Raw genomic sequence first — 13,212 nt, 5'->3', positions numbered from 1 at the left:
GCGGCGGGCCTGCGCGCGGCCGCCAACAACCTCGGCGTGCTGCTGCACCAGCGCGGCCACCGGGCCGAGGCCGCCCAGTGGTGGCGCCAGGCGGCGGTGGCCGGCAGCGCGCCGGCCGCGCACGCGCTCGGCCTGCAGTTGCGCGACCAGGGCGAGGAGGAGGCGGCCGAGTACTGGCTGCACTTCGCCGCCGACCACGGCCACCCGCTGGGCGCCTACGCGCTGGGCGACCTCATGGAGCACCGCCGGGACGTCCGCGCCGAGCGCTGGTTCAAGGTGTCCGCGGACGCCGGGCACCGGGAGGGCGCCTACCGGCTGGCCCGGATGCGCGAGGCGGCGGGGGACAAGGAGACCGCCGAGGCCTGGTACCGGATCGCCGCCGCCCGCAGCCACGCCCGGGCCGCGCTGCGGCTGGGCGTGCTGCTGGAGGACCGGTCCGGCGGGGAGGCGCCGCTGCTGGACGAGGCCGCCCGCTGGTACCGGCAGTCGGCGCAGAACGGCGAGCCGAGGGCCGCGTGCGCGCTGGGGTACCTGCTGCGCGACTCGGGGGACCTCGGCGCGGCCGCCGAGTGGTGGCAGGAGGCCGCCGAGGCGGGCGACGGCAACGCCGCCAACGCGCTGGGCGCGCTGCACGCCTCGCGCGGCGCGGCCGCCGAGGCGGAGCACTGGTACCGCAGCGCGCTGGAGGCCGGCGACCACAACGGCGCGTTCAACCTGGGGCTGCTGTGCGCCGGGGCGGGCCGCGACCAGCAGGCCGAGCAGTGGTACCGCCGGGCCGCGTACGCCGGGCACCGGGAGGCCTGCAACGCGCTGGCCGTGGTGCTGCTGCAGCGCGGCGACGAGTCGGGCGCGGAGCCGTGGTTCTCCAGGGCGGCCGAGGCCGGCAGCGTGGACGGCGCGTTCAACCTGGGTGTGCTGCACGCCGGGCGCGGCGAGCAGCGGCAGGCACAGGAGTGGTACGCGCGGGCCGCCGCGGAGGGGCACGGCGAGGCGGCGCTGCAGCTGGCGGTCGTGCAGGAGCAGCGGGGCAACGCGGCGGGCGCGCTGGAGCGCTACCGGCAGGCGGCGGCGGGCGGTTCGGCGGAGGGCGCGTTCCGGCTGGCCTCGGTGCTGGACCGGCGCGGGGACGCGGACGCGGAGGCCGAGCACTGGTACGCCACGGCGGCGGACGCCGGGCACCGGCGGGCGCAGGTCCGGATGGGCGTGCGGGCGGCCGAGCGGGGGGCGCTGGAGATCGCGGAGAGCTGGTACCGGCGGGCGGCGGAGGCGGGCAGCCGCAGCGCGGCGTTCAACCTGGGGCTGCTGCTGGCGCGGCAGGACAGCGAGGCCGAGGCGATGCTCTGGTACACCCGGGCGGCGGACGCCGGGCACGGGCGGGCGGCGCTGCGGCTGGCCCTGCTGGCGCTGCGCCGGGGGGAGCCGGTGCAGGCGGAGGGCTGGTGCCGGCGGGCCGCGGACTACGGTCCGGCGGAGGTCGCCGAGCGGGCGGGCCGGCTGCTGGGCGCGCTGCACGCGGAGCTCAGCGCGTAGCGGTGCCGGGCCGGGCGGGGCGCTCGAGGTCTGTTCGCGCCGGGGTCTGTTCGCGTCAGGGTCTGTTCGAGCACTGCGGACAGAGGCCGCGGTAGGTGATCTCGGCGCCGGAGACGGTGAAGCCGAAGCGTTCGGCCTCGGGCAGCGCCGCCAGCGGGTCCCCCAGCGGGTGGACGTCGCGGATGGCGCCGCAGCCCGAGCAGATCAGGTGCTGGTGCGCGTGGTGCGCGTTGGGGTCGTAGCGCTTGGCGCGGCCGTCGGTGGCGACCTCCAGCACCTCGCCGATGCAGACGAGTTCGCCGAGCGTGTTGTAGACGGTGGCGCGGCTGATCTCGGGCAGCCGTTCCACCGCGCGGGCGTGCACCTCGTCGGCGGTCAGGTGCACATGCTCGCCGTCGAGGACCTCGGCCACGACCCGGCGCTGCGCGGTCAGCCGCCATCCACGTCCACGAAGTCGTTCCAGCAGGTCACTCATGGACCAAGGGTAAGTGAGGATCCGAGTTTGGTTCCAGTGTTGACTTGGACAAAGTCCAAGTTAGGATCGGTTCGTCACGACCGGATCACGCGGAGGCCCCTCACATGACTACCCAGGACGAGCTGCGCCCCACCCTCACGACGGAGGCGGGTGCCCCCGTCGCCGACAACCAGAACACCGAGACCGCCGGTGTCGGCGGTCCGGCGCTGATCCAGGACCAGCAGCTGTTCGAGAAGCTCGCGCACTTCAACCGCGAGCGCATTCCGGAGCGCGTGGTGCACGCCCGCGGCGCCGCCGCCTACGGCACGTTCACGGTGACGGCCGACGTCTCGCGCTGGACCCGGGCGGCCTTCCTCTCCGAGGTCGGCAAGCAGACCGAGACCTTCCTGCGGTTCTCCACCGTGGCGGGCAACCTCGGCTCGGCGGACGCGGTGCGCGACCCGCGCGGATTCGCGCTGAAGTTCTACACCGAGGAGGGCAACTACGACCTCGTCGGCAACAACACCCCGGTGTTCTTCATCAAGGACGCCAGCAAGTTCCCCGACTTCATCCACACCCAGAAGCGGGACCCGTACACCGGCTCGCAGGAGGCCGACAACGTCTGGGACTTCTGGGGGCTGTCGCCCGAGTCCACCCACCAGGTGACCTGGCTGTTCGGCGACCGCGGCATCCCGGCGTCCTACCGCCACCTGGACGGCTTCGGCTCGCACACCTACCAGTGGCAGAACGAGGCCGGCGAGTACTTCTGGGTGAAGTACCACTTCAAGACGGACCAGGGCATCAGGAACCTGACCCAGGCCGAGGCCAACAAGCTGGCCGGCGAAGACCCGGACAGCCACCAGCGCGACCTGCGCGAGGCCATCGAGCGCGGCGAGTTCCCGAGCTGGACGGTCAGCGTGCAGATCATGCCGGCCGAGGACGCGGCGAGCTACCGCTTCAACCCCTTCGACCTGACCAAGGTCTGGCCGCACGCCGACTACCCGCTGGTCGAGGTCGGCAAGCTGGAGCTGAACCGCAACCCCGACAACGTCTTCGCCGAGGTCGAGCAGTCGATCTTCTCCCCGGGTCACTTCGTGCCCGGCATCGGCCCGTCCCCGGACAAGATGCTGCAGGGCCGTCTGTTCGCCTACGCGGACGCCCACCGCTACCGCGTCGGCATCAACGCCGACCACCTGCCGGTGAACCGCCCGCACGCCACCGAGGCGCTCAACAACCACCGGGACGGCCACCTGTACGACGGTCGCCACGGCCGCCGCAAGAACTACGAGCCGAACAGCTTCGGCGGCCCGGTGGAGACCGGCCGCCCGCTCTGGGCCGCGACCCCGGTCGACGGTGCCACCGGCACCCACGAGGCGCCCGTGCACGCCGAGGACGACGACTTCGTGCAGGCGGGCAACCTCTACCGGCTGTTCTCCGAGGAGGAGAAGCAGCGGCTGGTCGCCAACCTGGCCGGCTTCATCGCCAAGGTCTCGGCCGACCGCGACGACATCGTCGAGCGGGCGGTCGAGAACTTCCGCAAGGCCGACGCCGACTACGGCCGGCGTCTCGAGACGGCGGTGCGGGAACTGCGCAAGCAGGGCTGACGCACCGCGCGGCGGGGCCCGGTGAGGGGCGCCGCCGAGCAGCGGGCCCCGGGTGCCGAGGAGAACCGGCACCCGGGGCCCGCGCGGTTGCTCACCCGCTCGCCTCCGGGGCGCGGCGTCGAGGTCAGACGCTCAGGCGGTCCAGGGCCTCCTGGTGGAGCAGGCCGTTGGAGGCGACGGCGTCGGCGCCGCCCGGGCCCGGGACGCCGTCCAGGCCGGTGAAGCGGCCGCCGGCCTCCTCGACGATGACACTGTTCGCCGCCATGTCCCACAGCGACAGCTCCGGCTCGGCGGCGATGTCCACCGCGCCCTCGGCGACCATCATGTAGGACCAGAAGTCGCCGTAGGCGCGGGTGCGCCAGCAGGCCCGGGTGAGGTCCAGGAACGGCTCCAGCCGGCCGCGCTCCTCCCAGCCGGACAGCGAGGAGTAGGAGAACGAGGCGTCCTCGATCCGGGAGACGCCGGACACGTGGATCCGGGAGGCCTTGGCGAGGCTGCGGCCCGCGTACGCGCCCAGGCCCTTGGCGGCCCACCAGCGGCGGTTCAGCGCGGGGGCGGAGACGATGCCGACGACGGGGCGCTCCACGCCGTCCGGACCGTCCTCCAGCAGCGCGATCAGGGTGGCCCAGACCGGGACGCCGCGGATGTAGTTCTTGGTGCCGTCGATCGGGTCGATCACCCACCGGCGCGGGCCCGTGCCCTGCAGGCCGAACTCCTCGCCGAGCACCGCGTCGCGCGGGCGGGCCCGCTGCAGGATGCTGCGCACCAGCTCCTCGGCGGCCTTGTCGGCGTCGCTGACGGGCGTCAGGTCGGGCTTGGTCTCGATCCGCAGGTCGAGTGCCTTGAAACGCTCCAGGGTGACCGAGTCGGCCGAGTCGGCGAGGACATGGGCGAGTCGGAGATCGTCGTGGTAGTCGGCCATGCCGGAAACCCTAGCGCGGACCCGCCCCCGGACCGCGGCTCAGGCCCCGGCGGGCGACCGTCGGTGTCCGTCGGTGTCCGTCAGTGGGCGGAGCCGCTGAGCTGGAGGCCGATCACCCCGGCGATGACCAGGGAGATCGAGACCAGCTTGAGCACCGAGGTGGTCTCGTCCAGGAAGAGCATGCCGTAGATCGCGGTGCCCGCGGCCCCGATCCCGGTCCACACCGCGTAGGCGGGGCCCACCGGGAGCGTCTTCAGCGAGATGGTCAGCAGGCCGAAGCTGCCCAGGGCGAAGACGCAGAAGCTGACGGTGGGCCAGAGCTTGGTGAAGCCGTCGCTGAGCTTGAGGTTGATCGCGAAGCCGGTCTCCAGCAGTCCGGCCAGGATCACCAGGGCCCATGCCATCGCGTGCTCTCCCTGCGGGTCGGAGGATCGGTCGGGGACCGGTCGGGACCGGTCGGCGGACCGGGTGCCGGGCGGACCGTGATCCGGCCCGACTTTCCTATGATCACCACGAGCGGGCACTCCGACACCTCGAACGCCGGAACCGGTTCGCCGCACCGGCCGTCAGTCGTCCTCCCGGGCCTCCTTGCTGGCGAGCAGCCGGCGCAGCGAGTAGAGCCGGGCCTGGTCGGCGTGGCCGTCGGCGACCCAGGCGTCCAGCGCGCAGTCCGGCTCGTCGTGGCTGCACGCGCGCGGGCATTCGGCGGTGCCGGGCTCCAGGTCGGGGAAGGCCAGGATGACCCGGGACGGGTCGATGTGGGAGAGCCCGAAGGAGCGGAAGCCGGGGGTGTCGATCACCCAGCCGGTGTCCAGCGCCTTCTTCGAACCGGGCTTGGCCCCGGGCGGCGGCGGCAGCCGCAGCGCGAGCGCCGACACGGTGGTGTGCCGGCCCCGGCCGGTGACGGCGTTGACGTGGCCGGTGACCCGCTGCCGCTCCGGGACGAGCGCGTTGACCAGGGTGGTCTTGCCGACGCCGGAGTGGCCGATGAACACCGTGCTCAGCCCGCGCAGGTGCGCCCGGACGGCCTCGGCGCCGGCGCCCTCCAGTTCGTCCCTGCGGGTGACCACGTACTCGATGCCGAGCGGGGCGTAGGACTCCAGCAGCGGTTCGGCCGGGGCCAGGTCGGCCTTGGTCAGGACGAGCAGCGGCTCCATGCCGGCGTCGTAGGCGGCGACCAGGCAGCGGTCGATCAGCCGGGGCCGGGGCTCCGGGTCGGCCAGCGCGGTGACGATGGCGAGCTGGTCGGCGTTGGCGACGACGATCCGCTCGTACGGGTCGTCGTCGTCCGCGGTGCGTCGCAGCACCGAGGTGCGCTCCTCGACCCGGACGATCCGGGCCAGGGTGTCGGGCTCCCCGGAGAGGTCGCCGACCAGGGAGACGATGTCCCCGACGACCACGCCCTTGCGGCCCAGCTCACGGGCCTTCATGGCGAGTACCTGGCGCTCCTGCTTGGTGCCCGGGTCGACCAGGCAGGTGATCCGGCCCCGGTCGACGGTGAGCACCATCGCCTCGTCGGCGTCCTCGTGCTTGGGCCGGATCCTGGTCCGCGGCCGGGAGCCCCGGCGGGCGGGGCGGTTGCGGATGTCGTCCTCGTCGGCGTCCTTGCCGTAGCGGCGCATGTGCCCAGTCCCCGCTCAGCCGCCCGCCACCGGTCCGGTGAGCAGCTCGTCCCACATGGCGGTGAAGTCCGGCAGGGTCTTGGCGGTGGTGGCCACGTTCTCGACCTGGACGCCGGGCACGGCGAGGCCGACCACGGCGGCGGCGGTCGCCAGCCGGTGGTCCTCGTAGGTGTGGAAGACGCCGCCGGTCAGCTTGCGCGGGCGGATCCGCAGGCCGTCCTCGGTCTCGCTGACGTCGCCGCCGAGGCCGTTGATCTCCTTGGCGAGCGCCGCGAGCCGGTCGGTCTCGTGCAGCCGCAGGTGGGCGATGCCGTAGAGGTGGGACTCGGAGTCGGCGAGGGCGGCGACGGCGGCGATCACCGGGGTGAGCTCGCCGACGTCGTGCAGGTCGGCCTCGATGCCGTGGATCCGGTCGCCGCCGGTGAAGCGCAGGCCCTCGTCGGTGAACTCGCAGCTGCCGCCCATCCGGGTGTACAGCTCGCGCAGCTGGTCGCCGGGCTGGGTGGTGTGCCGGGGCCAGTCGCGGACGGTGACCCGGCCGCCGGTGACCAGGGCGGCGGCGAAGAACGGCGCGGCGTTGGAGAGGTCGGGCTCGACCACCAGGTCGCGGCCGAGCAGGGCGCCGGGGGTGACCCGCCAGACGTCCTTCTCGCCGCCGTCCTCGGGGGCGTCGACCTGGACGCCGGCCAGGCGCAGCATGTCGACGGTCATCCGGATGTGCGGCAGCGAGGGGACGGGGCCGCCGACGTGCCGGACCTCGACGCCGTTGTTGTAGCGGGCGCCGGAGAGCAGCAGGGCGGAGACGAACTGGGAGGAGGCGGAGGCGTCGAGCTGGACGGTGCCGCCGTCGAGGGCGCCGGTGCCGTGCACGGTGAGCGGGAAGCTGCCGCGGCCGCCGTCCTCGATCCGGGCGCCGAGCGCGCGCAGGGCGTCGATCACGCCGTGCTGGGGGCGCTCGTGGCTGCGCGGGTCGCCGTCGAAGTGGACCGGGCCGTCGGCGAGGACGGCCAGCGGGGGCAGGAAGCGCATGACCGTGCCGGCGTTGCCCACGTCGACCGAGGCGGGGCCGCGCAGCACGGGGGCGGGGATGACCCGCCAGGCCTCGCCGCCGCCGGTGCCGCCGGTGTCGTTGTTGACCTGCTCCTCGATGGTGACGCCGAGGGCGCGCAGGCCGTCGGCCATCAGCTGGGAGTCGCGGCTGCGCAGCGGGCGGCGCACCCAGCCCGGTCCGTCGGCGAGCGCGGCCAGCACCAGGGCCCGGTTGGTGACCGACTTGGAGCCGGGGATGGTGACGGTGGCGTCCACGGGGGTGGTCGCGACGGGGGCGGGCCACAGGGTCTCGGTCATGCCGCCAGTCTAGGGGCCGTGGTGGGGCTCGCCCGTTCGCCTCCGATGCGCGGACCGGGGCGGACGGGGCGGACCCGGGGCGGACCGGGGCGGTCGGCGCGCGGCGGCCGGGCCGGGGGCTCAGAGCGGGCGCAGCAGCCAGTCGGCGCCGAGCGCGAGGCAGGCGAGGGCGGTGACGAGGAAGAGCGTGACCCAGGCGAGGCCGGGGACGCCGGTGAGCCGGGCCAGCTGGTCGGCGTCGGAGTCGTCGGCCCGGCCCTGCCGGCGCTGGCGCTGGAGTTCGAGGACCGGGCGGACGGCGCCGAACAGCAGGAACCAGGTGCCCAGGTAGGCGAAGCCGGCCTGGACCTCGGTCGAGCCGAACCAGCTGACCAGGAAGAACGCGCCGCCGGTGAGCAGCACGCTGAGGAAGCCGAAGGCGTTGCGGATCCGCACCAGCAGGGCCAGCAGCAGGGCGACGGCCAGCCACAGCAGCAGGGTGATCCGGTCGGCGGCGAGCAGCGCGGCGCAGCCGAGGCCGAGCAGGGCGGGGGTGAGGTAGCCGGCCGCGGCGGTGAGGACCATGCCGGGACCGGTGGGGCGGCCCCAGGACAGGGTGAGGCCGGAGGTGTCGGAGTGCAGCCGGATGCCCGCCAGTTTGCGTCTGGTGGCGAGGGCGGCGAGGCCGTGGCCGCCCTCGTGGGCGATGGTGACGGCGTTGCGGGCGATCCGCCACAGCGGGCGGAAGAGCACGGTGAGCAGCGCGGCGGCGCCGGCGGCGAGGACGAGCCAGCCGGGCGGGTCGGGCTGGGTGCCGGTGACGGCGGTCCACAGCTCGTCGAGGGTCCTGGCGTCCATGGGTCTCCTCCGCCTCGGTTCGGCCGCTCCTTCGGTACGGCAGCCTGTCATGGAGGGGACGGCGGTCCCGGGGCGGGTGGTTCTGGCGGGCGGCCGGGGCCGTGGCAAGCTGACGGCATGTGTGGTCGCTTCGCCGCGAGTAACAGGCCCGAGGACATCGTCGAGCTGTTCGGCGTGCAGCAGTGGGATCCGGCCGAGACGCTGGATCCGAGCTGGAACGTCGCCCCCACCCAGAGCGCCCTGGTGGTGCTGGAACGGCTCCCGAAGGGGGCGGCGCGGCCGGTGCGGCAGCTGCGGGCGCTGCGCTGGGGGCTGGTGCCGCAGTGGGCGAAGTCGCCGGAGTCGGCGGTGAAGATGATCAACGCCCGTTCGGACACGGTGCACGAGAAGCCCTCCTACCGGCAGGCGTTCGCGTCCCGCCGGTGCATCCTGCCGGTGGACGGTTATTACGAGTGGCAGACGGTGCCCGCGGAGCGGGGCCGGCCGAAGAAGAAGCCGTTCTTCGTGTCCCGGGCCGACGGCGCGCCGCTGGCGCTGGCGGGGCTGTACGAGTTCTGGCGCAATCGCACAGTGCCCTCGGACCACCCGGAGGGCTGGCTGGTGACGTTCACCGTGGTGACGACGGAGGCGGAGGAGCTGCTGGCGCCGATCCACGAGCGGATGCCGCTGTTCCTGGACCCGGGGTCGTTCGACGCCTGGCTGGACCCGGGGCTGGACGACGGGGAGGCACCGGAGCTGCGGCGGCTGCTGATACCCCCGCCGCCGGGCGCGCTGCTGGCGACGCCGGTGTCGCCGGACGTCGGCAGCATCCGCAACAACCACGCCGGGCTCACCGAGCCCTATACCGAGGTCGAGTACGAGACCACCCTGTTCTGATCCCGCGCGCACCCCCCTTTTCGTGCGCGCCGCCGCCGAGCCGAGAGGACCGCAGTCGCCGTGACCGCCGACACCGCCCCCGTCACCCGGGAGCTCGTGCCCACGCCCGCCGGGGACGCCCGGATCACCCTGCACCCGGCGGCCGCGCCGCGGGCGGTGCTGGCGCTGGGCCACGGCGCCGGCGGCGGCATCGAGGCGCGGGACCTGGCGGCGCTGGCCGCCGCACTGCCGGCCCGGGGGGTCTCGGTGGCCCTGGTGGAGCAGCCGTGGCGGGTGGCGGGGAAGAAGGTGGCGCCCGCGCCGCGCACCCTGGACACCGGGTGGACGCCGGTGGCCGAGCGGCTGGCGGCGGCCGGCCCGCCGCTGGTGGTGGGCGGCCGCAGCGCGGGCGCCCGGGTGGCCTGCCGGACCGGGGCGGAGACCGGGGCGGCGGGGGTGGTGGCGCTGGCGTTCCCGCTGCACCCGCCGGGCAAGCCGGAGCGCAGCCGGGCGGAGGAGCTGCTCGGCACGGGGCTGCCGACGCTGGTGGTGCAGGGTGCGGCGGACCCGTTCGGCGGTCCGGCCGAATTCCCGGAGCTGCCGGCCTCGCACGAGCTGGTGGCGCTGGAGTACGGCAACCACGGCTTCGAGGTGCCGAAGCGGGCGCCGGTGGGGCAGGAGGAGCTGCTGGAGCTGATCGTCGCCGCGGTGGGGGACTGGGTGCTGCGGCTGGGGTGAGACGGACCCTGCGGGTCGGGCCGGGCCGGTGCGGGCCGGTGCGGACGGGCGGTGCGCGCGGCGTGCGGCGGGCCGCGCGGAGGTGGCGCGGATCCGCCCGTGGGGGCCGGGAATGCGGGCGGGGCCGGCGTGGTTGACGCCCTTGTCAGCATGAGTCCCGGTGGAAGGCAGGGCAGATGGGTTCGATCGCGTGCCCCGAGCGGCTTGAGCAGCACGAGGCCGAGTCGGCGTTCGTGCCCTCCTGGTCGGACTGGATCGCCGCGGGCGAGAAGCCCGTCGGCCCGATATCCTCGCTTTCGGGGCGGCCCGCCGTGGGCCGTGTCCGTCATGCCGAGGAGGTGGGTCCGGTCGTCGGGACCGAGCACGAGGCCGAGCCGGGCCGGGGCCCGGACGAGAGCCTGCCCGCGGGCGAGGCGCTCACCGGTGAGGAGCTGGCCGAGGCGATCGGTGAGGACACCTTCCGGGTGTCGGCCGAGGAGACCGAGGAGGCCCGGCGGGAGCGCTTCGAGCGCGACGCCCTGGGCTACCTGGACCCGATGTACTCGGCGGCGCTGCGGATGACCCGCAACCCGGCCGATGCGGAGGACCTCCTCCAGGAGGCGTTCGCGAAGGCCTACGCGTCCTTCCACCAGTTCCGCGAGGGCACCAACCTCAAGGCCTGGCTGTACCGCATCCTCACCAACACGTTCATCAACTCGTACCGCAAGAAGCAGCGGGAGCCCCAGCGCACCGCCGCCGAGGAGATCGAGGACTGGCAGCTGGCCCGGGCCGAGTCGCACATGTCGACCGGTCTGCGCTCGGCGGAGACCCAGGCCCTGGACCACCTTCCGGACAGTGATGTGAAGGACGCCCTCCAGGCCATTCCGGAGGAGTTCCGCATCGCCGTCTATCTCGCGGACGTCGAGGGCTTTGCGTACAAGGAGATCGCGGACATCATGGGTACTCCCATCGGTACGGTGATGTCCCGACTGCACCGCGGCCGCCGTCAGTTGCGCGGCATGCTGGAGGATTACGCCCGTGAGCGCGGGCTGGTCCCGGCCGGTAGCGGGGCAGGGCAGGAAGCGAAGGGCTCGGGTTCATGAGCTGCGGCGATCCGCACGACACCGAGTGTGGCGAGGTCCTCGACCACCTCTACGAATTCCTCGACAACGAGATGGCCGAGGGCGACTGCGACAAGCTGCGCGTGCACTTCGAGGAGTGCTCGCCCTGCCTGAAGCAGTACGGGCTGGAGCAGGCGATCAAGGCGCTGATCAAGCGTTCCTGCGGCTGCGACGACACCCCGGCCGATCTGCGCGGCAAGGTGCTGGCCAGGATCGATTCGATCCGGGCCGGGCAGCGGACGGGAGAGGCGCTGGTGGTCTCGGTCGAGACGACGATCGAGGTGCACGCCGAAGCGGCGGCCCAACCGGTCGCGCAGCCGGTCGCCGAACCGGACCGCGCCGCACAGGCGGCGGCCGGCGGCTAGCGCGCGGCACGGCGTACCTCTCGTACGGCGTACATCTCGCACGGCGAACGGCGTACATCGGGACGGCCCCGGGAGCATCCGCTCCCGGGGCCGCTCCGTGTCCGCGCCCCTTCCACTCGGATGCGCCGTCACTCGTTCGAGTGAGTTGGTGGTGTGCCAGCAGCGGCATTGCGCGATCATGCGTCCCCGTGCCGGAGCGGCGGCCTATCCTCCTGACGGACGCTCACCGTCGCCCGTCCGCCGCCCCCGGCGTGCGACCGGCCGACGGGCCAGAACGGCGCGGGCCAGGACGCGGGGAGGTCGGGATCGCCAGCGACAGCGTGGACACGGACCTGCCGCGGGGCGCCGCGGGCTACCTCGTGGCGGTCCCGGTGGCGGCGCTCTGCTGCCTGCTGCCGCTGCTGCCGCTCCCCGCCCCACTGGCCGGGCCGCACTGGCTGGGCGACCCGGTGGACTGGCCGAAGGTCGGACTGCTGGCCTTCCTGCACGGCTGCTGGGAGTCGCTCGCCCAGGGGCTGCCCAGCCCCTGCCTGCGACTGGTCCGGCTGCTGCTGCGCCGCCCGCGGCCGCACGGCCGCCCGCCGGCCCGGCCCGATGTCAACTCCTTCTTCCCGGTGCTGTTCGCCGGGGTGCTGATGCTGCCGCCGGCCGCCGCCGCGCTGGTCGCGGCCCCGGCCGCGCTGCTCGGCGCCGCCGAACCGACCTGCCGCCGCCGCCAGGTGTGGAACGGCTCCCAGCTCGCGCTGTCGGCCTTCGCGGCCTCGGTGGTGTTCCACCGGCTGGCCGGCCCGCAGCTGCTGCTCGGTTCCCGGTTCCCCGCCGCGCTGCTGCCCGGGTGCGCCGCGCTCGCCGCGTTCTGCCTGGTCAACGGGGTGCTGGTGGGCGCCATGCGGCTGCTGGCCGACGGCCCCCGGCGCCCCTCGGCGCACCGTCCGCCGACGCACCGCCGCGCGGCCGCCGTGCCCGGCCTGCCGGTGCTGGTGCACGCGGCCGGCGGGCTGATGGTGGCCGTGCTGTGGCAGGGGCCGTACGGCGCGTTCGCGGCGCTGCTGGCCCTGCTGCCGCTGTCCATCTCGGCGTGGGTGTTCGCCCAGGGGCACCGGGAGCGCGACGCCCACCAGGCCACCGTCCAGGCGCTGGTCCAGGCGGTGGAGATCAAGGACGCCTACACCCGGGGCCACAGCGAACGGGTCGGCCGGGCCTCGGTGCTGATCGCCGGTCAGCTCGGCATGGAGGCCGAGCGGCTGCGCACCCTGCGGTACGCGGGCGTCCTGCACGACGTCGGCAAGCTCGGCGTCGCCACCGAGCTGCTGCGCAGAAACGGTCCCCTCACCGAGGCCGAGCGGCGGGCGGTCGAGGTGCACCCGGTGCACGGCTACGAGCTGGTGCGCGGGATCGCCTTTCTCGGCGAGGCGCACGCGGGGATCCTGCACCACCACGAGCGGATGGACGGGCGCGGCTACCCGAGCGGGCTGGCGGGGGAGCAGATCCCCGAGTTCGCCCGGATCATCTCGGTCGCCGACGCCTTCGACTCGATGACCTCCACCCGCTCCTACCGGCGCGGCCGGCCGGTCACCGAGGCCGTCGCCGAGCTGGAGCGCTGCTCCGGCAGCCAGTTCGACCCGGTGATGGTGCGGGCGCTGGTCGACGCGCTGGCCGTGCACGACTGGCAGCCGGTGCTGCCGCCGCCCGAGACGATCAGGGCGGTGCCGGACATCCCGCTGGGCGTGCCCGAGCCGGTCCGGGCCGCGCCGCGCGGAGTGCCCGCCCAGGGCGGCGGCTCCGTGCCGACGGCCGGGCCGTCGTGAGCGCGCGGCGGGGCGCGGGTCCGACGGCGG

General features: G+C 74.4%; 13 protein-coding genes. 7 read left to right on the top strand and 6 right to left on the bottom strand.

The genetic code is table 11. From position 1 onward, the window contains the following. Positions 1 to 1,530: SEL1-like repeat protein (locus BI06_RS17805; protein ID WP_043469082.1), on the top strand; the 1,530-nt coding region annotated here is incomplete at its 5' end. Positions 1,531 to 1,585: 55 nt separating this feature from the next. Here BI06_RS17805 and BI06_RS17800 read toward each other — a convergent pair. Continuing rightward, positions 1,586 to 2,005 (bottom strand): Fur family transcriptional regulator, encoded by a 420-nt coding sequence (locus tag BI06_RS17800; protein ID WP_043469081.1) that lies wholly within the window; start codon positions 2,003 to 2,005, stop codon positions 1,586 to 1,588. 104 nt (positions 2,006 to 2,109) lie between these two features. Between BI06_RS17800 and BI06_RS17795 the strand changes: the two genes are divergently transcribed. Continuing rightward, positions 2,110 to 3,588, top strand: a complete 1,479-nt coding sequence (locus tag BI06_RS17795; protein WP_030392899.1) for a catalase — start codon at positions 2,110 to 2,112, stop codon at positions 3,586 to 3,588. A 124-nt stretch (positions 3,589 to 3,712) separates the two neighbouring features. Here BI06_RS17795 and hisN read toward each other — a convergent pair whose 3' ends face one another. The 5 genes from hisN to BI06_RS17770 form a co-directional block, all read right to left on the bottom strand. Then, the gene (hisN, locus tag BI06_RS17790) at positions 3,713 to 4,510 is read right to left on the bottom strand and encodes a histidinol-phosphatase (protein ID WP_030392898.1); all 798 of its coding nucleotides are present in this window, start codon (positions 4,508 to 4,510) and stop codon (positions 3,713 to 3,715) included. A gap of 80 nt (positions 4,511 to 4,590) precedes the next feature. Continuing rightward, positions 4,591 to 4,914, bottom strand: a complete 324-nt coding sequence (locus BI06_RS17785) for a multidrug efflux SMR transporter (protein WP_030392897.1) — start codon at positions 4,912 to 4,914, stop codon at positions 4,591 to 4,593. A gap of 162 nt (positions 4,915 to 5,076) precedes the next feature. After that, the gene (rsgA, locus tag BI06_RS17780) at positions 5,077 to 6,132 is read right to left on the bottom strand and encodes a ribosome small subunit-dependent GTPase A (protein WP_030392896.1); all 1,056 of its coding nucleotides are present in this window, start codon (positions 6,130 to 6,132) and stop codon (positions 5,077 to 5,079) included. Positions 6,133 to 6,147: 15 nt separating this feature from the next. After that, positions 6,148 to 7,479, bottom strand: a complete 1,332-nt coding sequence (gene aroA / locus BI06_RS17775; RefSeq protein ID WP_030392895.1) for a 3-phosphoshikimate 1-carboxyvinyltransferase — start codon at positions 7,477 to 7,479, stop codon at positions 6,148 to 6,150. A 120-nt stretch (positions 7,480 to 7,599) separates the two neighbouring features. Beyond that, a complete protein-coding gene (locus BI06_RS17770) occupies positions 7,600 to 8,316 on the bottom strand; it encodes a M50 family metallopeptidase (RefSeq protein ID WP_030392894.1) in 717 nt (238 codons plus the stop codon). 117 nt (positions 8,317 to 8,433) lie between these two features. Between BI06_RS17770 and BI06_RS17765 the strand changes: the two genes are divergently transcribed. The 5 genes from BI06_RS17765 (at position 8,434) to BI06_RS17745 (ending at position 13,182) form a co-directional block, all read left to right on the top strand. Beyond that, positions 8,434 to 9,192 (top strand): SOS response-associated peptidase, encoded by a 759-nt coding sequence (locus BI06_RS17765; RefSeq protein ID WP_043469080.1) that lies wholly within the window; start codon positions 8,434 to 8,436, stop codon positions 9,190 to 9,192. A 60-nt stretch (positions 9,193 to 9,252) separates the two neighbouring features. Then, positions 9,253 to 9,909, top strand: a complete 657-nt coding sequence (locus BI06_RS17760) for an alpha/beta family hydrolase (protein WP_030392892.1) — start codon at positions 9,253 to 9,255, stop codon at positions 9,907 to 9,909. A gap of 338 nt (positions 9,910 to 10,247) precedes the next feature. Beyond that, on the top strand, positions 10,248 to 10,991 hold the full coding sequence (locus tag BI06_RS17755; protein ID WP_369826154.1) for a sigma-70 family RNA polymerase sigma factor: 744 nt from the start codon (positions 10,248 to 10,250) through the stop codon (positions 10,989 to 10,991). Beyond that, on the top strand, positions 10,988 to 11,374 hold the full coding sequence (rsrA, locus tag BI06_RS17750; protein WP_063764177.1) for a mycothiol system anti-sigma-R factor: 387 nt from the start codon (positions 10,988 to 10,990) through the stop codon (positions 11,372 to 11,374). The genes BI06_RS17755 and rsrA overlap by 4 nt, the downstream gene beginning before the upstream one ends. A gap of 320 nt (positions 11,375 to 11,694) precedes the next feature. After that, positions 11,695 to 13,182: an HD-GYP domain-containing protein gene (locus tag BI06_RS17745; protein ID WP_043469075.1), complete on the top strand. Its 1,488-nt coding sequence runs from the start codon at positions 11,695 to 11,697 to the stop codon at positions 13,180 to 13,182. Positions 13,183 to 13,212 lie beyond the last annotated feature (30 nt).

The sequence above is a fragment of the Kitasatospora sp. MBT66 genome (assembly GCF_000710405.2).
GTDB classification, from domain to species: Bacteria; Actinomycetota; Actinomycetes; order Streptomycetales; family Streptomycetaceae; genus Kitasatospora; species Kitasatospora purpeofusca.
This window is presented reverse-complemented; position numbering and strand designations above follow the sequence as displayed.

Excerpts from the sequence above, each read along its gene's own strand:
- BI06_RS17800 (WP_043469081.1), bottom strand. The coding sequence starts at position 2,005 with ATGAGTGACCTGCTGGAACGACTTCGTGGACGTGGATGGCGGCTGACC.
- BI06_RS17795 (WP_030392899.1), top strand. The coding sequence starts at position 2,110 with ATGACTACCCAGGACGAGCTGCGCCCCACCCTCACGACGGAGGCGGGT.
- hisN (WP_030392898.1), bottom strand. The coding sequence starts at position 4,510 with ATGGCCGACTACCACGACGATCTCCGACTCGCCCATGTCCTCGCCGAC.
- BI06_RS17785 (WP_030392897.1), bottom strand. The coding sequence starts at position 4,914 with ATGGCATGGGCCCTGGTGATCCTGGCCGGACTGCTGGAGACCGGCTTC.
- rsgA (WP_030392896.1), bottom strand. The coding sequence starts at position 6,132 with ATGCGCCGCTACGGCAAGGACGCCGACGAGGACGACATCCGCAACCGC.
- aroA (WP_030392895.1), bottom strand. The coding sequence starts at position 7,479 with ATGACCGAGACCCTGTGGCCCGCCCCCGTCGCGACCACCCCCGTGGAC.
- BI06_RS17770 (WP_030392894.1), bottom strand. The coding sequence starts at position 8,316 with ATGGACGCCAGGACCCTCGACGAGCTGTGGACCGCCGTCACCGGCACC.
- BI06_RS17765 (WP_043469080.1), top strand. The coding sequence starts at position 8,434 with ATGTGTGGTCGCTTCGCCGCGAGTAACAGGCCCGAGGACATCGTCGAG.
- rsrA (WP_063764177.1), top strand. The coding sequence starts at position 10,988 with ATGAGCTGCGGCGATCCGCACGACACCGAGTGTGGCGAGGTCCTCGAC.